The organism is Pseudomonas sp. W2I6 (genome assembly GCF_030815935.1).
Taxonomy (GTDB): Bacteria; Pseudomonadota; Gammaproteobacteria; order Pseudomonadales; family Pseudomonadaceae; genus Aquipseudomonas.
This window is the reverse complement of the sequence record NZ_JAUSXJ010000001.1, coordinates 5,037,215-5,058,678: the sequence shown is the minus strand read 5'-3', so window position 1 is coordinate 5,058,678 and position 21,464 is coordinate 5,037,215. Positions and strand designations below refer to the sequence as shown.

The 21,464-nt window shown below is 62.3% G+C and carries 18 protein-coding genes; 5 read left to right on the top strand and 13 right to left on the bottom strand.

The window, feature by feature from the left end; translation table 11 throughout:
- The first annotated feature begins 155 nt into the window (after positions 1–155).
- The 4 genes from QF039_RS23290 to QF039_RS23275 are packed head-to-tail and all read left to right on the top strand — an operon-like array spanning position 156 to position 4,922.
- Complete coding sequence (locus QF039_RS23290) at positions 156–1,667, top strand: efflux transporter outer membrane subunit (protein WP_307520941.1); 1,512 nt, start codon at positions 156–158, stop codon at positions 1,665–1,667.
- A 10-nt stretch (positions 1,668–1,677) separates the two neighbouring features.
- A complete protein-coding gene (locus QF039_RS23285) occupies positions 1,678–3,861 on the top strand; it encodes an FUSC family protein (protein ID WP_307520939.1) in 2,184 nt (727 codons plus the stop codon).
- The gene (locus QF039_RS23280) at positions 3,851–4,051 is read left to right on the top strand and encodes a DUF1656 domain-containing protein (RefSeq protein WP_003216262.1); all 201 of its coding nucleotides are present in this window, start codon (positions 3,851–3,853) and stop codon (positions 4,049–4,051) included. The genes QF039_RS23285 and QF039_RS23280 overlap by 11 nt, the downstream gene beginning before the upstream one ends.
- A gap of 10 nt (positions 4,052–4,061) precedes the next feature.
- Positions 4,062–4,922, top strand: coding sequence for an HlyD family secretion protein (locus QF039_RS23275; protein WP_087692839.1), 861 nt, complete (start codon positions 4,062–4,064; stop codon positions 4,920–4,922).
- Between the two features lie 102 nt (positions 4,923–5,024).
- Here QF039_RS23275 and QF039_RS23270 read toward each other — a convergent pair whose 3' ends face one another.
- Complete coding sequence (locus QF039_RS23270; protein WP_008434185.1) at positions 5,025–5,423, bottom strand: hypothetical protein; 399 nt, start codon at positions 5,421–5,423, stop codon at positions 5,025–5,027.
- Positions 5,420–6,610 carry an MFS transporter gene (locus QF039_RS23265; RefSeq protein WP_177049049.1) on the bottom strand — a complete coding sequence of 397 codons (1,191 nt, stop codon included), beginning with the start codon at positions 6,608–6,610 and terminating at the stop codon, positions 5,420–5,422. The genes QF039_RS23270 and QF039_RS23265 overlap by 4 nt, the downstream gene beginning before the upstream one ends.
- Before the next feature lie 111 nt (positions 6,611–6,721).
- Between QF039_RS23265 and QF039_RS23260 the strand changes: the two genes are divergently transcribed.
- The gene (locus tag QF039_RS23260) at positions 6,722–7,585 is read left to right on the top strand and encodes a LysR family transcriptional regulator (protein ID WP_003216270.1); all 864 of its coding nucleotides are present in this window, start codon (positions 6,722–6,724) and stop codon (positions 7,583–7,585) included.
- A 161-nt stretch (positions 7,586–7,746) separates the two neighbouring features.
- Here the strand turns inward: QF039_RS23260 and QF039_RS23255 are convergent, their stop codons facing one another.
- The 11 genes from QF039_RS23255 to algK form a co-directional block, all read right to left on the bottom strand.
- A complete protein-coding gene (locus QF039_RS23255) occupies positions 7,747–8,559 on the bottom strand; it encodes an SDR family oxidoreductase (RefSeq protein ID WP_307520935.1) in 813 nt (270 codons plus the stop codon).
- 20 nt (positions 8,560–8,579) lie between these two features.
- Positions 8,580–9,044: a hypothetical protein gene (locus tag QF039_RS23250; protein WP_003216273.1), complete on the bottom strand. Its 465-nt coding sequence runs from the start codon at positions 9,042–9,044 to the stop codon at positions 8,580–8,582.
- Between the two features lie 154 nt (positions 9,045–9,198).
- The gene (locus QF039_RS23245) at positions 9,199–10,650 is read right to left on the bottom strand and encodes a mannose-1-phosphate guanylyltransferase/mannose-6-phosphate isomerase (protein ID WP_003216275.1); all 1,452 of its coding nucleotides are present in this window, start codon (positions 10,648–10,650) and stop codon (positions 9,199–9,201) included.
- A 149-nt stretch (positions 10,651–10,799) separates the two neighbouring features.
- Positions 10,800–11,447 carry an alginate O-acetyltransferase AlgF gene (locus QF039_RS23240; RefSeq protein ID WP_008434181.1) on the bottom strand — a complete coding sequence of 216 codons (648 nt, stop codon included), beginning with the start codon at positions 11,445–11,447 and terminating at the stop codon, positions 10,800–10,802.
- Between the two features lie 16 nt (positions 11,448–11,463).
- Positions 11,464–12,651 carry an alginate O-acetyltransferase gene (locus QF039_RS23235; protein ID WP_177122283.1) on the bottom strand — a complete coding sequence of 396 codons (1,188 nt, stop codon included), beginning with the start codon at positions 12,649–12,651 and terminating at the stop codon, positions 11,464–11,466.
- Positions 12,652–12,662: 11 nt separating this feature from the next.
- Positions 12,663–14,228 (bottom strand): MBOAT family protein, encoded by a 1,566-nt coding sequence (locus QF039_RS23230; RefSeq protein ID WP_008434176.1) that lies wholly within the window; start codon positions 14,226–14,228, stop codon positions 12,663–12,665.
- A gap of 190 nt (positions 14,229–14,418) precedes the next feature.
- Positions 14,419–15,528 carry a mannuronate-specific alginate lyase gene (locus QF039_RS23225; protein ID WP_008434173.1) on the bottom strand — a complete coding sequence of 370 codons (1,110 nt, stop codon included), beginning with the start codon at positions 15,526–15,528 and terminating at the stop codon, positions 14,419–14,421.
- Between the two features lie 8 nt (positions 15,529–15,536).
- Positions 15,537–16,985: an alginate O-acetyltransferase gene (locus tag QF039_RS23220; protein WP_076014451.1), complete on the bottom strand. Its 1,449-nt coding sequence runs from the start codon at positions 16,983–16,985 to the stop codon at positions 15,537–15,539.
- Positions 16,986–16,996: 11 nt separating this feature from the next.
- The gene (algG, locus tag QF039_RS23215; RefSeq protein WP_301051789.1) at positions 16,997–18,556 is read right to left on the bottom strand and encodes a mannuronan 5-epimerase AlgG; all 1,560 of its coding nucleotides are present in this window, start codon (positions 18,554–18,556) and stop codon (positions 16,997–16,999) included.
- Entirely contained in the window at positions 18,556–20,043 is a 1,488-nt protein-coding gene (locus QF039_RS23210; RefSeq protein ID WP_003216288.1) for an alginate export family protein, read from the bottom strand. Before QF039_RS23210 ends, algG begins: the two co-directional genes overlap by 1 nt.
- Positions 20,040–21,464, bottom strand: a complete 1,425-nt coding sequence (gene algK / locus QF039_RS23205) for an alginate biosynthesis TPR repeat lipoprotein AlgK (protein WP_371318388.1) — start codon at positions 21,462–21,464, stop codon at positions 20,040–20,042. The genes QF039_RS23210 and algK overlap by 4 nt, the downstream gene beginning before the upstream one ends.

The following is a 21,464-nucleotide window of genomic DNA, read 5'->3' as shown; positions in this document are numbered from 1 at the left end:
TTGTGACACGAAGTTGCAGGATCCAGTGATCCCTACGAACGGATTATCGCCTGAACGGTAACAAAGATTCACAAGAATCCCACCTTATCGCCATCCGGCCCGCCCCTTAGAATTGCGCCACCTTCCCCGCAACACCCTCTCAGGAATTCGCAGCAGTGCCGCGTCGCATCAGCAGAGAGCTGAAGACTCTCAGTGTTTGGGCCTTATCGTTAGCAATCAGCGGCTGCATCGGAACCGGAGGAATTGCCCCTCAAGGCCAGTCACTCGTCGCCAGTTCATTGGCCACCGACGAGGCGATCAAAAGCGCCGCCCAGGACGCCCACTGGCCCACCGCGCAATGGTGGCAAGCCTACGGCGACCCGCAACTCAACCACTGGATCGACCTCGCCGTGCAAGGCAGCCCGAGCATGGCCATGGCCGCTGCACGTGTGCGTGAAGCCCGGGCCATGGCCGGGATCGCCGAGTCGGCCGAGTCGTTGCAGATCAATGGTGATGCCACGCTCAAGCGCCATAACTGGCCGAGCGACCAATTCTACGGCCCGGGCGCGCTGGACAACTCCACCACCTGGGACAACAACGCGTCCCTGGGCTTGAGCTATGCCCTCGACCTCTGGGGCCGCGAAAGCAACGCCACCGAGCGCGCCGTGGACATGGCCCACATGAGCGCCGCCGAAGCGCGCCAGGCGCAGCTCGAATTGCAGAACAACGTGGTGCGCGCCTATATCCAGCTGTCGTTGCACTTCGCCCAGCGCGATATCGTGGCCGCCACCCTGGCCCAGCAACAACAGATTCTCGACCTGGCGCAAAAGCGTTTGAATGGCGGGATCGGCACCCACTTCGAAGTCAGCCAGGCTGAGACGCCGCTGCCGGAAACCCATCGCCAGCTGGACGCCCTGGATGAACAGATCGCCCTGAGTCGCAACCAGTTGGCCGCGCTGGCGGGCAAAGGGCCGGGGGCGGGCGCGCAGTTGCAGCGGCCCACCTTGTCCCTGGCCGCGCCGCTGAAACTGCCGTCGAGCTTGCCCGCCGAACTGCTCGGCCAGCGCCCGGACGTGGTCGCCAGCCGCTGGCAAGTGGCGGCCCAGGCCCGTGGCATTGATGTGGCCCACGCCGGTTTCTACCCCAACGTCGACCTGGTGGGCAGCCTCGGCTACGTCGCCACCGGCGGCGGAATGCTGAGTTTCCTCACGGGTAAAAAGCTCAACTACACCGCCGGCCCGGCCATCAGCCTGCCGATCTTCGACGGTGGCCGCCTGCGCTCGCAACTGGGTGAAGCCAGCGCCGGCTACGACATCGCCGTCGCGCACTACAACCAGACCCTGGTCAACGCGCTCAAGGGCATCAGCGACCAGTTGATCCGCCGTGAGTCGATGGACAAGCAGCAAGCCTTCGCCGCCGAATCCGTGGCCTCGGCGCAGAAAACCTATGACATCGCGATGATCGCCTACCAGCGCGGCCTCACCGACTACCTCAACGTGCTGAATGCCCAGAGCCTGTTGTTCCGCCAGCAGCAGGTGCAGCAGCAGGTCCAGGCTGCACGCCTGAGTGCCCACGCCGAACTGGTGACCGCGTTGGGCGGTGGCCTCGGTGCCGGCAGCGATGTGCCTCAGGACAGCCAGACCTTACCGAGCAAGACCCCGGCGGCCCTCGCCGTGTTTGATCACTGAGTAGGATGCGATGACTCCCTTGCCTGCACCGCTGCGCTGGTTGCACTCGCTTGAGTGGCGCCGTGGTTTCTTCGATTGGGCGCGCAGTGATGGCGTGACCTGGGTCTATATCTTCAAGGTGCTGATCGCGGCGTTCCTGACGCTGTGGCTGGCCATGCGCCTGGAATTGCCGCAACCGCGTACCGCGATGATCACGGTGTTTATTGTGATGCAGCCGCAAAGCGGCCAGGTGTTCGCCAAGAGTTTCTACCGCTTCCTGGGCACCCTGGCGGGCTCGGCGGTGATGGTGTTCCTGATCGCGTTGTTTGCGCAGAACACTGAACTGTTCCTCGGTTCGCTGGCGATCTGGGTCGGCATCTGCACTGCTGGCGCGACCCGCAATCGCAACTTTCGCGCCTACGGTTTTGTGCTGGCCGGCTACACCGCGGCGATGGTCGGCTTGCCGGCCCTGGCCCATCCCGACGGCGCGTTTATGGCGGCGGTGTGGCGAGTCCTGGAAATTTCGTTGGGGATTGTCTGCTCCACGCTGGTCAGCGCCGCGATCCTGCCGCAAACCTCCAGCGCTGCGATGCGCAACGCCCTGTACCAGCGCTTCGGTGTGTTCGCGCTGTTCGTCACCGACGGCCTGCGCGGTCGCAGCGAGCGCGAAGGCTTTGAACGCAGCAACGTGCGCTTTATCGCCGAAGCCGTGGGCCTGGAAGGGCTGCGCAGCATCACCGTGTTCGAAGACCCGCACATGCGTCGGCGCAATGGCCGGCTGACGCGCTTGAACAGCGAGTTCATGGGCATCACCACGCGCTTCAACGCCTTGCACCAATTGCTCGAGCGCCTGCGCAGCCAGGAGGCCGATCACGTGGTGGCTGCGATCAAGCCGGGCCTGCAAGACCTGGCGGAACTGCTCGACGGGTTTTCCGGCCGTGCGCTCACCAGCCCCGATGCGGCGCGCCTGGCCAATCAGTTGAACGCCTACAAGGAAGGCCTGCCCGCCAAGGTGCGCAGCCTGCGCACCCGCTTCCAGGAAAGCGCCCCCAGCGACGCCGAACTGTTGGACTTTCACACCGCCTATGAGCTGCTGTACCGCTTCGTCGACGACTTGCACAACTACGCCCAGACCCACGCCTCCCTGGCGGATCACAGCCACGAGCGCGAACACTGGGACGAACCCTACACCCCCAAAACCAACTGGCTGGCCTGCGCCGCCTCGGGGATTCGCGCCTCGTTTATCCTGATCGTGCTCGGCAGTTACTGGGTGGCCACGGCCTGGCCCAGTGGCGCCACCATGACCCTGATCGCCGCGGCGACGGTGGGTTTGTCGGCCGCCACCCCCAACCCCAAGCGCATGGCCTTTCAAATGGCTTGCGGCACCTTGATCGGGGCGCTGGTGGGCTTTGTCGAAATGTTCTTCGTGTTTCCCTGGATCGACGGTTTCCCGTTGCTGTGCGTGATGCTCGCCCCGGTGATCATCTTCGGTTCGTTCCTGGCTTCGCGCCCGCAGTACGCCGGCGTTGGCGTCGGGTTGCTGATCTTCTTCAGTACCGGCTCGGTGCCGGACAACCTCACGGTCTATAACCCCTACACCTTCATCAACGACTACATCGCGATGGTCATCGGCATGCTGGTGTGTGCGGCGGCAGGCGCGATCATCCTGCCGCCCAACAGCCGCTGGTTGTGGCGCCGGCTGGAGCAGGACTTGCGCGAGCAAGTGGTGTTCGCCATCAGCGGCAAGCTCAAGGGCCTGGCGTCAGGTTTCGAAAGCCGCACCCGCGACCTGCTGCACCAGGCCTATGGTTTCGCCGCCGGGCAACCCCAGGTGCAACGCAACCTGCTGCGCTGGATGTTCGTGGTGCTGGAAGTCGGCCACGCGATCATCGAATTGCGCAAGGAACAGGCAATCCTGCCGGTGCACCCGGCGTATGCCGAGTCCCAGCCGTGGCGTCAGGCGATCCGGGTGATGGGCCGTTCGCTGGTGCGGCTGTTCCTGCAACCCAGCGCCAGCAACCTGGAACGCAGCCTGATCGCCGTGGACCACGCCATCAGCCGCGTGCAGACCACCGACGAACCCTTCGCCCCGCACTTCGACACCTCGGCCCTGCGCCGGGTGAAAAGCTACCTGCACTTTATCCGCACCTCATTGCTGGACCCGCAATCACCCCTGGCTGCCCTCAAGCCCGAAGGACCCGCCCATGCCTCGTGAAATCGCCTTCCACGGCGTCTACATGCCCACCATGACCCTGATGTTTCTGATCGCGGCGGGCCTGGCCTGGGCCCTTGACCGGTTTCTGGCCGGCTTTGACCTGTACCGTTTTTTCTGGCACCCGGCGCTGCTGCGCCTGAGCCTGTTCGCTTGCTTGTTCGGCGCCCTGGCGCTGACCGTCTACCGTTGAGAATGCCCCGATGAAAAAGTTTTTCAGCCTGCTCGCGACCTTGCTGGTACTGGCCCTGGCGATCTGGATTGGCCGCACGTTGTGGGTGCACTACATGGAAACTCCCTGGACCCGCGATGGCCGGGTGCGCGCCGACATCATCAACGTCGCCGCCGACGTCACCGGCGAAGTGGTCAACGTTCCGGTGCGTGACAACCAGTTGGTGAAAAAGGGCGACCTGCTGATGCAGATCGACCCCGAGCATTACCAGATTGCGGTCAAGCAGGCGCAATCCCTGGTGGCTTCCCGCAAGGCCACCTGGGAGATGCGCAAGGTCAACGCCCACCGCCGCGCCGACCTCGACGCCCTGGTGATCTCCAAGGAAAACCGCGACGACGCCAGTAACATCGCCGACTCGGCCCTTGCCGACTACCAACATGCCCTGGCCCAGCTTGAAGCGGCGCAACTGAACCTCAAGCGCACCCAGGTGGTGGCGGCGGTCGACGGCTACGTCACCAACCTCAACGTGCACCGTGGCGACTACGCGCGTATTGGCGAGGCGAAGATGGCGGTGGTGGATATGAACTCGTTCTGGGTCTATGGCTTCTTTGAAGAAACCAAGCTGCCCCACGTCAAAGTCGGGGACAAGGCCGACATGCAGTTGATGAGCGGCGAAACCCTCAAGGGGCACGTGGAAAGCATTTCGCGCGGCATCTACGACCGGGACAACCCGGAGAGCCGCGAGTTGATCGCCGATGTGAACCCGACGTTCAACTGGGTGCGCCTGGCCCAGCGGGTGCCGGTGCGGATTCACATCGATGAAGTGCCGGAAGGTGTGCTGTTGGCGGCGGGGATCACCTGCACCGTGATCGTCAACCAAACACAGAACTGAATGTGGGAGCGGGCTTGCTCGCGAAGGCAGTTTGTCAGTCAACGAAAATATCGACTGATCCACCGCATTCGCGAGCAAGCCCGCTCCCACATTTTGACCGTGTCAGGCCTGTAGAAACGTCTCGTGCAAGTGGCGCCACAGCAGGGCGCCACTGGCCTGTTTTTCAAACACCACGGTCGATCGCCGATCGGTTTGGGCACCGCTGCCATCCACCTGCTGTTCGCGATAACTTACCGTTGCGCCACGGGCGTGTCGGTCAATCCCGGCAAACTCGCTGAGGCTGATCCTGAACCCGGGCCGCTTGCCGCCAGCCTGGCTGAACAGCTGGTTGAGCAGTGCAAAATCCAGTTGTTTGCCCGCCGGGGTGATCATGGAAAAGTCCGGTGAAAAACGCCTCAGCAAAACCTCCAGTGTTCCCTCGGGGGCTGTGCCGGCAAACCATTGCTCGATCTCGACATGGGCCTGGATCACTTCATCAAAAAAATCGCGGTAGTCAATCATCGTGTGGGCTCGCTGGCAGGGTGAAGCAGTGTCCGTACCTTGGACGCATCCAGGCACAGTACGGCAAATAACGGAAACAGGGTCAACGCCGCGGCAATCGCGAAGGTGACGGTGAACGAGTCCAGCGCAGCCAGCACCCCACTGAGCACGGCGGCACCGAGGCAAAAACTCAATTGCCGATTGATGTTCCACAAGGCGCTGGCATGCCCCATGCGCTCGGCCGGAATGTCGAGAAAGGCCAGGGTTTGCGCGGTGCTGCTGCACAGGCTGCCACCCAGGCCCATCAGGAGGTAGGCGAGCACCACGACAACCGGGTGCGGCTCGATCAGCAACAGGATGCCGAGGGCTTGCAGCAGCATGCCCGCCAGCAGCAGCGGCCTCGGCCCGCAGCGATTGAACAGTTTTTTGCTCAAGGCAATCGCCAGCCCCGAGGCCAGCGCCCACGGCAGCATCAGCGCGCCGATGTGGCTGGCGGTAAAGCCGAGGCCGTGCAGATAAAGAATCGCCACCAGGCTGGTGCCGATAAACACCCCCGGGATGAACAGGTAAACCAGCATCGCGACCCGCAGCATCGGGCGGCGAGCCTGGCCCAATACGTGACCGAGCTCCAGCGCCGGGCGTGTGGACGCGGGCGTGTCTGCCACCAGCCAGCGCAAGGTCAGCATCACGGTGATCAGCGCCAGCGGCAGGTTGGCGAAAAAGATCCAGCGCCACGACACGCTGTCCACCACCAGGCCGCCCAATGCTGGCGACAACGCCGGAATCAGCAGCGCCACCAGCATGACCCTGGCTGTCAGTTGGCTGCGTTCTGCCGGCGGAAAATGCCGATAGGCCAAGGCTTGCCCCACCGGAATCAACAAGCCGCCACCCAAGCCCTGCAACAGGCGCCAGCCGATCAGCGCTTCAATCGAGGCGGCCTGGCCCACCAGCACCGAGGCTACGCCGAACAGCAACAGGCTGACGGCAATCAACCGGCGCTCACCCAGCAGCGCCGCCAGCCAAACACTCAGGGGAATGACGACGGTCAGGCCGAGCATGTAGGCGTTGCCGATCCATGCCAGTTGCGTGACCGAGGCGTGCAACTCGCGGGCGATGTCCGGGTAAGCGATGGTGGCGACAAACATGTTCACCAGGTCGAGGGCGAAGCCCAGTAGAAAGATCCAGGTGACTTTCGAGCGGTAGGTCATTGCGCAGTTCCTGCTGTGGATGGCGGCAGGGTAGGCGGGTGCGGGCACTTGGGAAACAGCGGTTTGACTGTTAGATTGTCAAAAATATTTTGACAAAGGAGCGCGTGGCATATGGTCAGCCTGGATCGTTTCGACACCTTCAAGGCCGTGGTCGAGGCCGGTTCGTTGACGGCAGCCGCGGATGTCCTCGGGCAGACGCGAGCGGTGGTGAGCTTCAACCTCAAGCGCCTGGAAGCCGAGTTGGGCGTGACCCTGCTGACCCGCAGTACTCGGCAACTGGCACTGACCGATGCGGGCGAACGCTTTTACCTGCGCTGCACGCGCATGCTGGAAGAAGCGCGCCTGGCGGTGGAAGAAGCCCGTTCGGAGCACAGCCAGCTCAAGGGCACATTGCGGATCACCACCACCGTCGAATACGGATTGGCGGTGGTGGTGCCGGCAGTGGAAACCTTTCGCGGCCTGCACCCGGAATTGAACATCCAGTTATCCACCTCCTCCAGCCACGCCGACCTGATCTCCGAGCGCTTCGATGTGGCTATTCGATTGGGGCGGATGCTCGACTCCAATCATCGGGCGGTGCAGCTGTCGAGCTACGAAATCCTCGCTGTGGCTGCACCGGGGTTTGCCGGGGTCGCCACGCTGGAAGAACTGGAGCAACTGCCCAAGCTGGGGCACGGGCGGCTGACGGAGTTGACGGTGCTCGACCCGGCCGGCCATGAGCACCTGTACCGTCCAGGCCCCGGCAAGGCTTCACTGGTTGCCGACAGTGCCGCCATTCTCCAGGCGTTTGCCGTGCGCGGGCATGGCGTGGCGATCCTGCCCCAGTGGCTGGTGCAGGAAGACCTGGATGCGGGGCGTTTGGTGCGGTTGCTGCCGGGGTATCGATTTGCGCCGCAGGGGGTGTACGCGTTGTACCCGGATACCCGGCATTTGCCCCTGAAAGTGCGGGCCTTCATTGATTTCATGAAAGGCTGATCAGCCGAGAAACCGTGTGGCGAGGGAGCTTGCTCCCGCTGGGGGGCGAAGCACCCCTGAAAAGGTCAGCGCATTCTTTCAGGAAACTTGGATGGGTGGTTTTGGGGCTGCTGCGCAGCCCAGCGGGAGCAAGCTCCCTCGCCACGGGGAGGCGGGGGCTCTTAGAGCTGGCCGCTCAGGCCAAAGCGTTTTTTCAAGACAGTCTCCAGCAAGCCCTTGGGCAGCAACGCCGCCATCAATGGCAGTGCCCGGCAACCATTACCCGAGCGCAACAGGCGCGGCGGCGTGCCCTGTTGCACGGCCTTGAGCACGTCCGCGGCAAAATCGCGAGCGGGCGTAGGCCGATCCTGGGAGGCCTTGGCCCGGGCGCGGATGCTTTCGCGCAGTGGCCACCAGGGCGACTTTTCATTGATCAACAGTTCGGCCTGGGTGCCGGCGTTTTTTGCAAAACTTGTATCGATGGCGCCTGGCTGCACTTCCATCACCCGCACGTCAAACGGTGCGAGCTCCATGCGCAACGCATCACTCAAGGCATGCACTGCAGCTTTCGAGGCGCAATACGCACCGGCGAACGGTGTGACCAACACGCCGGACACGCTGCCGATATTCACCACCAACCCTTTACGGCGACGCAGGGCCGGGAACAGCGCTTGAGTCACGCCGACCACTGAGAATACGTTGGTCTCGAATTGCTGCTGCATCGCCTGGGTGCCGCCGTCGAGCAACGGGCCCATGGCGCCGTAGCCGGCGTTGTTGATCAGCACATCCAGCTCGCCGACCTGCCCGGCCAACTGCGCCAGTGCAGCGCTGCCGTTGACGTCCAGTTGCACCGCGTTAAAGCCGGCGCTGGCGAGTGCCGCCACATCCTCGCTGCGCCGGGCGCTGGCCCACACGTCAAAGCCGGCTTGCTTGAAGGCGTCCGCCAGGGCACGGCCAATGCCACTGGAGCACCCGGTGATCAGTACGTTGGGCATGGATCAGTCCTTTGTCGTTATCAGTCAGAGAAGCTGCCTTGCAAATGCTCGGCACGAAATTCCAGGGTTTGCGGGCGGTAGCCGGGGCGCAGCGGCGGCACTGGCAGGCAGTCTTCCCAGGTGGCGCCGGCCTGCAGTTCGCCGGGGCCGCGATAGCGCGGGGCAGCGTACACGTTGTCTGCCAGGTTGACCGTATCGCCCGGCGCATACGCGGCGATGCGCCAACGCAGTTCGGTCAGCGGTACGTTGTTGCCGTTGTTCAAGGTGAGCTTGAGCGGGCGGTCTGCCGGGCATTCTTTCGGCGCGTAGACGGTACGCAGTTCCAGGCGTGCCAATTGCTGGGCCTCGCGGTTGTCCAGCCACACCACCCATACCGCCACCAGGCCCAGGCCGACGGCGGCCGCGAGGGAAACCGGCAACGCCCTGGCGGGGTAGCGCAGCAAGAGGATCAGCCAGGTGATAATCAGCAAGACACCAAAGAACATGGCAACAACCTCGAAAACGGAACGGGCATCCTAACCAAGCGTAGGTGGAGTTGACCATCTTCGGGTTCCCCGGCCCCAAAGAAAAAGCCCCCGGCCCACCGGCTGCGGATAGGGGACGCAGTCGGTGGGGCGGGGGCTTGTTGTGCTGCTCTGTTTACTGCGCGATGGTTTTCACCGAAACGCCACGCTCGATTGGCGTGGATCGACCGTAGATATCTTCAAAGCGTTCGATATCGTCTTCACCCAGGTAGCTGCCGGACTGCACCTCGATAATCTCCAATGGGATCTTGCCCGGGTTACGCAAACGGTGCACCGAGGCAATCGGGATGTAGGTGGACTGGTTCTCGGTAAGCAGGAACACGTTCTCGTCACAGGTGACTTCGGCAGTGCCGCTGACCACGATCCAGTGTTCGGCGCGGTGGTGGTGCATCTGCAACGACAGGCATGCGCCCGGCTTGACCGAGATGTGCTTGACCTGGAAGCGGCCGCCCATGTCCACCGAGTCATACGAGCCCCACGGACGGTAGACCTCGCAGTGGTTCTGGGTTTCGCTGCGGCCCTGTTCGTTGAGGGTGTTGACCATCTGCTTGACGCCCTGGACCTTGTCTTTGTGGGCAATCATCATCGCGTCCTTGGTTTCTACCACCACGATGTTTTCCAGGCCGATCACCGACACCAGCTTGCCGTTGCCGTGGATCATGCAGTTCTTGCTGTCCTGGATCACCACGTCGCCCTTGCTGACGTTGCCGTTGGCGTCTTTTTCATTCACGTCCCACAACGATGCCCAGCAACCCACGTCGCTCCAGCCGGCAGTCAACGGCACCACGCAGGCCAGTTGGGTTTTTTCCATCACGGCGTAGTCGATGGAGTTGTCCGGGCAGCAGGCGAAGGTGGATTCGTCGATGTCGATGGTGTCGGCGGTTTGGTTGCTGCGTTCCAGGGTCAGCAGGCAGGTGTCGTAGATGTCCGGGTCGTGTTTTTTCAGCTCTTCGAGGAAGCGGCTGGCACGGAACAGGAACATGCCGCTGTTCCAGAAATAACCACCGCTCTTGACGAATTCGGCGGCGCGTTTTTCATCGGGTTTTTCCACGAACTGTTGCACGCGGCTGACGCCTTCGGGCAGCAGCGAATCGTTGGTCGACTTGATATAGCCGTAGCCGGTCTCCGGACGGGTGGCCGGTACACCGAACAGCACCATTTCGCCACGCTCAGCCGCCACAGTGGCCAGGGCCAGGGCGCGTTGCAGGGCTTTCTGGTCATCCAGCACATGGTCGGCGGGCAGCACCAGCATCAGCTCGTCGCGGCCTTCGTTGACCAGCATCATCGCCGTCAGGGCCACGGCCGGCGCGGTATTGCGGCCGAACGGCTCCATCAGGATGCGCTGGGTTTCCAGTTTGCGGGCAGCCAGTTGCTCGTTGACGATAAAGCGGTGGTCCTTGTTGCACACCACGATGGGCGCGTCCATGCCGTCGAACACCAGGCGCTCCAGGGTTTGCTGGAACAAGGTGTGCTCGCCGGTCAGGGCCAGGAACTGCTTGGGAAACTGTTTACGCGAAAGCGGCCAAAGACGTGAGCCGCTACCACCGGATAGGATTACTGGGATCATGGTGTTTCTCCTTGAATCAAATTTGGTTAGAGCCTGTGGGAGCCGGGCTTGCCCGCGATGGCATCACCTCGGTGTACCTGATACACCGAGTTGTCTGCATCGCAGGCAAGCCAGCTCCCACAGGGGGCAGCGTCAATCTGAAAATCTAATCAGCGGGTCGACACAGGGCGTTTCACCCACACTGGCGACAGGTTGGCGCCGGTGCCGGTGACGTACAGCACTGCGGCCTCACCGCGTTCCAGAGCTACCGGCTTCACGTCGCCGACTTTTTTATCGCCTTCATACAGCGCCAGGCTGACCTTCACCGGGTTGATCTCGCGCTCGCCACGGCCCTTGGCGGCCACGGCCTGGACCACGTCGGTCTTGCCATCGGCGGTTTTCAGGGTCAGCGACTTGTCACTGAGGTTCTGCACGCGCACCAGGGATTTCTGCTTGTTCTTGAACGGCGGTTCTTCGATCAGTTGCGGTTGGCCGCTGCCGCTGCTGACCAGGGTGTAGTAGTGGTCGGCGGCGAGCTTGACCGGCAGGGTCTGGCTGCCGACCTTGGCGCTGTAGTCACCGCCCGGCATGAAGCTGAAGTCACTGCTGGCCAGCGGTGCAACCTCGTTGAGGTTGGTGCTGCCGACGGTGGCGCTGACTTCCTGGTTGCTGGCGTTGTACACCCGCACAAAGCTCGAGCCTTTTGGCGCGACGGGACCGTAGAGGGCGGCGTCGCCACCGGCGAAGGCGGACATCGAAACAACGCTCATGCCGGCGACGAGGGCAAAAGTTTTTGCGAGGTTAGTAGTGAAAGTCATGTGAGTTACCTCTCTTTCAGTTTTGCGCCCGGTCGGGCGTCTCGGAGTTCATGTTTTTAACGGTGGGGGTGTTGATAGCCATGTTCTGTTGGCGCATACCGGCTTGTTTGAGCTGCGCAACCCACTGCGGGTCGGCATCACCGATTTCGTTGTTCACAGGCAGATAACGCTCGGGAAACTCCCAGATCAGCACCTGTGGCGGGCTGTTCTTGAAGTCGTCGCTTTTCAGGTAGCTGAGCATCGGCAGGATCGGGCCGTGGCCGTCTTCGGAGTAGTTGATGACGTCGCTGCCCAGGGCTTGCTTCAGCGCGCCGACAAAGTTCCAGTTCGGGTTGGCGCTGTAACTGGTGCCCACCAGGGCCACCGGGGTTTCACTGTCGGTGAACAGCGCATCGTCGCCTTTGGTTTCAGCCAGGTGCGTCACGCGTTTTTGCAGTGGCTCCTTGGGCGGCATCAGGTTTTCGAACAGCGGGTCCAGCGGCAGGAACAGGCGCAGGTCGCCCTTGTGTGGCTCGGTCTTCTCGGCTTCGGTGACAAAGCGTTGAGGCTCGCCGCTCAGGGGCGTCTTGTTGGCAATTGTCTTGGCCAATTCTTTGGCCGCCACTTCAGCGCCGTCCGGGGTCCAGTGGGTGTCGGTGCGCAGGAACACTTGTTGGCCGTGCAGCTTGGCCTGTTGCAGCGGACCCATCAGGTCAGGGGCGACGATCTTGTCGGCGGCCATGCGGGCATGGAAGTCCTGGTACAGACCGGCGTGGATGCTCGCCGGCTGCACTTCACCCAGGTGTTCCGGGTACAGCCGCACCTTGGCCGGCACGATCGCCATCACCAGTTGGATACCCTGGGCCTTGAGCTTCTGGCGCACGCCTTCCACCAAGGCATAGTTGCCTTGCAGGTTCTGGTCTTCGTTGACGATCGGGTTGAATTCCTCGTCGCTGTACAACCAGTGGTCGCGGCCAATCACCACGCCAGGGCGGCCTTCGTTGAACAGCTTGTAGTCCAGCGCTGCCCAGAGGTTGGTGCCCAGGCGCTTGATCGGGAACTGGTCGTCGTAGTGGGTCTCGACGGCCTTGGTCCAGCGGCCGTTGAGCACGGTGGCGTCGGCGTTGGTGCTGAAGCCGAAGAAACTGCGCATCGACCAGGCGCCCAACGCCAGCAGCACGGCGAGGAACAAGGCGATGTAGAGGACGCGTAATGAACGGGTCATGGTCGGCTCCCTCAGAACTGGAAGTAAAGGAACGGCGAGAAGCTCTGCGCCGAAAGTTTGAGAATCGACGCCACGAACAGCAGCAGTACTGCGGCGCGCATGGCGTAGCGTGGCCAGGTGGCGCTCCAGTAGGCCGGTTGCACGGTGGCCTCGGTGCCCACGGTGTAGCCGGGCTCATGGATGCTGCCCGGGTTGTCGCCCGGTACGGCCTTGATCAAGCCCGGTTGCGCAGTCGCCGGGCCGTCGGCCTGGGTGTTCACCGCAGGCTTGGTTTTTTCCGGTGGGCGGTTGCTGTAGAAGTCCCGCAGGCCGAAGAACGCCAGGGTTGCGTACGCCACCACCAGGGTTGCCACTTGCAGGCCGGTGAGGCTGGCGCGGTTGAGTTCCGACAGCGACCACTCGCCGAAGCTGAACATCGCGCCGTACATACGGCCGGCGACGTGCAGGTTTTCCGAGCGGAAGATCACCCAGCCCATCACCACCAGCAGGAAGGTGAAGGCCCAGCGCACAACGTTGAAACTGCGCGGTGCGGTGTTGAGGCCGATGGCTTTTTCAATCGCCAGCCACATGCCGTGCCAGGCGCCCCACACGATGTAGGTGATGTTCGCACCGTGCCACAGGCCACCGAGGAGCATGGTCAGGAACAGGTTGCGGTAGGTGGTCAGCGTGCCTTTACGGTTGCCGCCCAGGGTGATGTACAGGTAGTCACGCAGCCAGGTGGACAGGCTGATGTGCCAGCGCCGCCAGAACTCGGTGATCGACTGGCTGATGTACGGCTGCTTGAAGTTTTCCATGAAGCGAAAACCCATCATCAAGCCCAGGCCGATGGCCATGTCGCTGTAGCCGGAGAAGTCGAAGTACAGCTGCGCGGTGTACGCCAGTGCGCCGAGCCAGGCGTCACCCGTCGTAGGGTTTTGCAGGGCGAAGCAATGATCGGCGACCACCGCCAGGGTGTCGGCGATAAACACCTTCTTGATGAAACCCTGCATGAACCGCGTGCAGCCCTCGGAGAATTTATCGAGGGTGTGGGTGCGGTTGTTGAACTGGTCGGCCAGGTCGCGAAAGCGCAACACCGGGCCGGCAATCAGATGCGGGAAGATCGCCACGAACGCCGCAAAGTCGATCAGGTTGCGGGTGGCCGGGGTGTCGCCGCGGTACACGTCGATGATGTAGCTGATGGACTCGAAGATGTAGAACGAGATCCCGATCGGCAACAGCACGTGGGTGAGGATGAAGGGTTCCAGGCCCGCCGACTTCATCATCAGGTTGATGCTGTCGACACCGAAGTTGGCGTACTTGAAGTAGCCGAGGATGCACAGATCGACCGCCACGCCCAGCAGCAGCCAGCGCTGGGCGGGCTTGGTGCGCACGCCTGCCGCACCCACCTTGAGCCCGATCCAGTAGTTCCACAGCGTCACGGCGGCGAACAGCGCCAGGAAGTCCACTCGCCACCAGGCGTAGAACACATAACTGGCAACCAGCAGCAGCAGATTGCGATAGCGTTGCCCGCTCAAATAGTACAAGCCGAGGAAGATCGGCAAGAACAGGAACAGGAACACATTGGACGAGAAAACCATCCCGATCTCTCCATGTTTAACCAACAGTCAAGGGCCAACGGCCCCCCCAAACCCCCCACCGAAATGAGAGGGCTATGTGATCGTTCCCACGCTCTGCGTGGGAATGCCTCACTGGACGCTCTGCGTCCGCTTTTGGGACGCGGAGCGTCCCTGGCTGCATTCCCACGCGGAGCGTGGGAACGATCAGCGACTAGCTGCCTTTGTTGCCTTTCTCATGCGCCGGGTCGTAGACCTTGGTCAGGTCACCCCCCAGGCGGAACGTCTTGAACGGCTGCATCCCGTGCTTGCGCTCGATCACATCCGGGGCGCAGGTGTAGAGGGTGCAGAAGGGCTCAAGCCAGGCAAATTTCATGTCTTCCTTGAGGTCCTTCATGTCCTGTTCCTTGCCGTTCTTCTGCTCGAAGATCTCCGGGTCTTTCACCCCGGCCAGCACCTTGTCACCCAGGCGTTTCAACGCGCCGTTGTTTTCCTGGCGCAGGTCCACACCGTTCACCAGGGCAAAACTGGCGATCATCGCCAGCGGCGGCAGGGCGTAGTTGTGGTACGACAGGGCCCGTTGCTGACGCTTCAATTCGTTGGGCAGGAAGCCTTGGGCATCCACCTGGTTGGCGCCGACCTTGTATTCCTTCACGGCCCAGTCAAACAGGTCGCGGCGGTTCACGGCGACGGAGGTCGCCATCACCGACCAGGCAGCCCAGTAGGAGTGGTTGTTGGTTTTATCCAGCGGCAGGTTGTCCCAGTCGCTCACCACCTGGTCGGCCATTTTGCTGAACCAGGCTTCGATCAACTGCGACTCCTGCTGGTGGTTGGCCAGCGGATGAGAGTCGGAGAACTTCAGGCGCACATAGGCCGACGCCATGCTGCCCAGTGCCCATTTGCGCATGGACTTGCCGGTGTGGTTGAAGTCCTTGGACATCAATGCATCGGCCTTGGCCCAGCTCGTGAGCCAGTTCAGCGTGCATTCCAACTGCTCCGGACGGCCGTCGCGCATGAATTGCATCACGCGCTTGCTGGTGTCTTTTTCCAGCTTGGTGATGTCGGCGGTGCTGTCGCGAAAGGCTTTTTCGGACTGCACATTCAGGGTGGAACGAGCCTTGTCCGAACCTTCGTACTTGCTGCGAAATTGCAGCGAGCCGGTGTACGGCGCGGGCATGGCGTCGCAGTCATTCTTGAAGTCGCCGGTCTTGAATGCTTCCACCGGGGCGAAATAACCCTGGGGCGGACGCAGTGGTGCGGCGGCGTTGACTTGGCCGGCAAACATCGCCAGGCCCAGCAGCGTTGGAATCAATAACTTCTGCATAAGTAACCTCATTGCCCCGTTGAAGCAGTCTGTTGACCACCGGCGGGGAATACGTTGCGTGTGCAAATTTTCGCTTCGACTTTCTGCGCGGCCTGGCCCGCTTCAGGGCCCTGCACTTCCACGGCCAGCAGGTTTTGCGTGGCCCAGTCTTCATCGGTGCGCAGTTCAAAGGCGAAACGCCCGTCTGTATCGGATGTTTCGGGTTTCTCGATCTTGATGTCCTCGTGGCGCCCGTTCATGTACCAGAGGGTGGCTTGCAGGGTTTTCACCGATGGGTCGGCGAAGCGGATGTCGACCTGGTGACTGCTGTTGCGCAGGTCTTTGTTCGAACTGTTCACCAGCAATTCGTTCTTGCCGGGTTTCAGCGTGGTGCTGGCGCTCATCTGGGCGGTCTTGCCTTCACAGCCGTTGTCCAGCAGCGACATCATCTGGCGGTAGATGGTCTCCTGGTCCAGGCGATACAGCGGCGAGAATTCCCAGATCAGGATCTTCGGCGGGGTCTTCTGGAATTCTTCGCTGCCCAGGTACTGGATCATCGAGCCTTCCAGGCCACCACCGGGGAAGGCGACGTTAAGGATGTCGGCACCGATTTCCTGTTCCAGGAAGCCGGCGAAATTGTAGTTCTTGCCACTGTGGCTGGTACCCACGAGGGTGATCTGCGGGTTGCCGGAATCACCGAACAGGTCGCCGTCTGCCGCTTCGCCCTTGGGCTCGGTGGTGAACTGGTCCATGTACTGGATCGCGTAGCTGGTGCCGCACAGTTGCCCGGCCATGTTGTGCAGGGTGCCGGTCTTGCCCATGCGCCCGGACCGTTTGGTCTCGAATTCGCGCTGCGGGATGCCGGCAAATTCAGGCATCGCCCGCACTTTCGCGCCGACGATTTTGGCGGTGCGCTGGGCGCCGTATGGCGTCCAGTGTTGGTCGCCGCGGAAGTAGAAATCGTGGGCCGGCAACTCGTCCGGCAGTTGCTCGTTGGTCAGTGGCGACAGGTCCGGTACGACGTAGCCCATCTTGGCGAAGCGCCCGAGCATGGTCTTGTAATTGCCCAGGGCCTTGTCGAAATCGAACCTGGCTTTCTCTTCAGGGTTGAGCTTGTTGCGGTTCACCAAGCCACGGGTCGGCTGGTAGACCACCACCAGTTCCACGCCCTTGCTCTTGAACGCATCGTGCAGCTGCTGCATGCGTTTGTAGCCGGCGGGGCTGGTGTCGAATTCGGTGCGCAGGTCTTCCTGGGTCCGGAACAGCCAATCGCCCTGGGCTTGCACCAGGGTGGTGAAGTTCTGCTGGTAGCGGGTGGTGTAGTTCTTCGCGTCGTGGGCGGCCGGGCACAGGCTGCAGCACGGTTCGGCGGTGAAGGTTGGCGCCTTGATTTCGTCGGCGCGCACGCCCTGGCTGGCCGCGAGCAGGCCGAGGGTCAAACCCGAAAGGCTGAGCAGTTTGATCATGTGTGGGTGCATAAAGGTCATCCTCAGTCCTGCATTTCGGTCTGGCGTTCGACAGGGTCGATCAGCACGGCTTTCTTCTGGCGTACCAGCAAGTCGAGGATCTCTTCCTGGCGATCGCCAAGAACGCCCGAGAAGCTGATGCCACTGGATTTGGTCGGCGCAAGCATCGACACGCGGTACAGCTCGATGCTCAACGGCGAGTCGATGGACAGCGGCCCGCTGCCGTTGGCGGCCAGTTCACCGCCGACCACGATCAGCGAGACCTTGGTGTCGAACGGGTCGAGGGCGATGTCGCGGTCGGTGTCGGTCAAATCCTTGATGTGGCCGTACACGCCGGTCAGCCCGTTGGCCATGGCAATGTTCTCGTACAGGCGAATGTTCACGCTGTTACGCACGCGGATGCCGTGGCGACGGTTGCTGATCACCTTGTTGCCCCACAGCAGGTTATCGCCGCTCTCATAGAGGGTGATGCCGTCGGTGTGGTTGCGGTAGATCTCGTTGTCGGCGATCAGGTTGTTGACGCTGTTACGGTCGATCACCAGGCCCGAGAGCTTGTTGTCGAAGCTGCGGTTGTTGAAGATGAAGCTGTCGTTCACTTCCCGGGAAATGATGATGCCGTGCTTCTTCTTCGTGCCGTAGACGGTGTTGTCGGTGATGATCAGGCCGTGTGAACGGTCGTGGGGGTCAATGCCGTAGACGATGTTGTCCTTGTAGGTATTGCCCTTGAGCACAAAGCCGGTGGTTTCGTAGCAGTAGAAGCCGTACCACATGTCCGAGAACTCGGAGTCGACGATCCAGCCCGTCGGCTCGGGGCGCTTGAGCACCTTGGCCATGTTCGGCGTGTACTGGGAAATACTCACGCCATACGACTTACTGTTGGCGTAGCCGAAACTGGCCATCTTGCTATTGGCGATGTAGGTCTCGGTGCCGCCCCAGGCCAGCAGGAACGGGCGGAATTCCTTGGGCGACTGGAAGGTCGCCGGGCCGTTGGTCTTCTCGCGCCAGCCGGTGATTCTGGTGTCACGTACGAACAGCTGGCCGTCGTTGATCAGGAACGAACCGGCTTCCTGGGACAGGCGCAGCTCTTGAGTCTGCTTGTCGATTTCGAGGATGCCTTTACGGCCCACCACGATCGGCAACTTGGCCAGGAACACCCCCGGCGAGGTTTCGCTGAAGTACTGCTTGGGCACTTTCTTCAGCAGGTCCTTGAGGTTCATGTAGCCGTCGTCGACAAAGATCGCCTGGGGAATGCCGTGCTGGCGCACTACCCATTCGGCCATCTTGTTGTCGCCGCCGATGAAGTCCTTCAGGGCGTCTTCCTGCATCATCCGGCGGATGCTGATTTTGCCTGGCTTGGTACGCACGATCTTTTTCGCGATATTGGCCGCGGTGTAGCCGGACACGTCCGGCAGCGCAGGCTTGGCCATCTCCAGCGGCTCGGTCGGCGGGCTGGAGATGGTGTAGGTCTTGGCCTGTTGCAGCTCTTTGGCGATGGTCGGCGCTTTGTCGGCGAAGGCCGAGGCGCTGGCCAGCAGCATGGCCGCGACGAGCAGGCTTTGAGACTTCATTGCGCAGGCTCCCATCAGAACTTCCAGATCACGTCGACAAAGGCGCGATGCATGTACGAGTCGACCTGGCTGCCATAGGCGTCGCCCGGCTTGAACACGCCTGCACGGAAGCGCACCAGGGCCGACGGCTCGTCGATCGACTGGCTGAGCCCGGCCGGCAGCAGGCCTTTCTTGAAGTACTTGGTGACCACCAGGTCCATCTCCTGGCCGAGATCTTTCTTGCCGTCTTCAAGCGGCAGGGACGTGCTGGACAGGATCGCGCCGGTCACGTCATCGGTGTTGTTCTGCACGGCATCGATGCCGTTGCTGCCCACCGGCTTGTTGCCGTCTACGCGCCAGAACTTGTGGTACACAAGGCTTGCGTCATAGTCCTCGCGCAACTGCCAGGAACCGAACAGGCTCATGGACTGCATGTTGTTCATCTCGCCGCGAAACGCTTCGCCGAAGCGGTGGACGCGGGACTGGGTACCGGTCCAGTTCGAACGGTTGCTTTGCAGGCCGTTCTGCTCGTATTCGGCACTGGCGCGGGAGTAGGCCGCGCCCACTTGCCACTGCGGGTCGAGGCGCAGGCGCACACCCAGGTCGGTGGCCCAGCCATTCACGTCATCGCTGCGTTTGGCATTGGCGGGGCGGGTGCCGTCGGCGTTCAAGGCGTTGACCGTGTCGCGGTCGCCCTGCATGCCGGTGACGCTCGCCCAGTAGTTGACGGTGTTGGTGTTGCGCCAGTTATAGGCATCGCTGTTGGCTTCGATGCCGAGCCAGGTCAGGTCGCCGTTCTCGCGCTTGTCCAGCGAGTCGGTGGCCACGCCCGGTTCCGGGTAGTCGAGCTTGCCGTCATCATGGGTGTGGTGAGCGCGCAGGCCGATCCACTGGCCTGGCGTCCACTGATAGGCGGCGTCGGCGTACAGGTGCTGACGGTCCTTGTCCTTGGGCGACAGTTCCTTGAGGTCGGTGCGGTATTCGCTGAAGCGCTCGGCGACGCCGACATTGGCCTTGAGCAAGGTGGTGTCGAAGGTCCAGTTCAGCGCTTCGATATTGGTGTCGCGCCATTGGCCGTCGTCATTGCGCAGGCGTTGGCGACCGAGCTTGAGGATCTCGCCGGGGTAGGGCGTGAAGCCGCCATAGGCGACCCAGAACTCGCGCATCGCCAGGTAGTTCTTCTTGCTCTTGCGGTCGTCATTGCTGGTCTGTTGAGTGGCGTCATCCGAGGACTGTTGCAGGGTGTCGGTCTCGATGATGTCGCTGGAGGTCACGGCCTGGCCCATGGCGTAGGCGCTCCAGTTGCCGCTTTCACCGTAGATCCACGGGCGCAGGTCAAGGCCGATGCCGTTGACGTCGCCGCCTTTCTGGGTGCCCAGGTCGCGGTCATCTTCGGACTGGCCGGTGACTTTGACTTCCAGGCCGAAGTTCTTGGCTTCGGTCAGCGCCGCCAGGGTCGGGCACGACCACAGCAGGGCGAAGGTCAGGCCGATACCGGCCTTGACGAATGGGTTGAGCTTCATAGGGATTCCTCGCCGTCTTCTTCTTGCAGGGCGTGCAATTGCAGCGTGCTTTGGGCCAGGGTGCCGCGCACGGCCAGCTCCTGTTGCACCAGGCGTTGGCCTTCGGCGCGTTGTTCCGGGGTCAGCGGCGCTTCGAGCTGGGTCGCCAGGTCGTTGGCTTCCGGCGTGTCCTGGGCCTTGGCCAACTGGCTGAAGACATAGGCGTTAAGCGGGTCGGGCTTGGTGCCCTTGCCTTGGGAAAACAGCTGGGCAATCGCGAAGTCGGCGCTGTTCTGGCCGTTGCGCGCAGCGGTCAACAGATGGTCCAGGGCCTTTTGCGAATAGACCTTGCCCAGGTAGCCACGGCGGTAGATCTGGCCGAGGTAGTAGTCGGCGGCGACTTCGCGGCCGACGGCTTTCTGGAAGTGCTCTTCGGCGGCCTTGGCGTCAGCCGGAACCCACTTGCCTTCGTAGTAGAGCTTGCCCAGCAACAGTTCGGCGCGGGGCTGGTCGGCGGCGCGGCCGTTGTCGAGGTACTTCATCATCTGGTCGACGTCGCCCAGTTCCGGGAAGTCGTAGAGCAGTTGCGCCAGGCTGACCCAGGAGGCCGGGTAGCCGGGGGCAATTTTTTCCAGCAGGGCCTGGGCGGTTTTTTCGTCGGTCTTGCCCAGGCTTGCATCACCCAGTACACGAGCCACGCTGTCGACCCGTTGGGCGGTGACGGTGCCGCGGCTGTAGCCGGCTTCCATCTGCTTGAGCAGGTCGGCCTGTTTTTCCGGCTCGGCTTTTTTCTGGTAGACCGTGGCCAGTTCGACATAGCAGATATCGGTGGTGTTCAGCGCGGCCTTGCAGATGCTTTCCACTTCATCCAGGTGCTGGTCGTAGGTGTCTTGGGTGCGATACAGCAGCACCTGGGCGAGACCGGCTTCCGGGTAACCCGAGGCGCGCCATTTGCTGATCTGCTGCTGGGCGTTGATGTTCGGGAAACTGTGCGGGTATTGCAGGTAGAGCATTGCCAGCGGGATCAGGGTGTTGCCTTCGCCATTGGCAAAGGCTTTTTTCAACAGGCCTTCGGCTTCATGGTGTTCGGCTTCGGTCGCGCCGGGCTTGGCTACCAGCAGGCGGCCCAGGCGTGCCTGGGCACGGGGCGAGGTATCGGCGGCCGCGCGGTACGTCGCTTCGGCCTGCTTGATTTGCTCGGGGTCGCGGGTGCCGACCTGGATATCCGCCAGGCCCACTTGGGCCTCGCTGTAGCCCAAATCCGCGAGCTGCTGGTAGTTCTGCTGGGCAGTGACGGTGTCGCCACGTTTCAGCGCTTCATTGGCCAGGCGTTGGTCGGGCAGGCCGGCGCAACCGGCGAGGCTGACCGCAACAGCCAGCAACGCCGCAGTTCCCATGTGGGAGCGGGCTTGCTCGCGAAGGGGCCCTGTCAGTTGATGCAT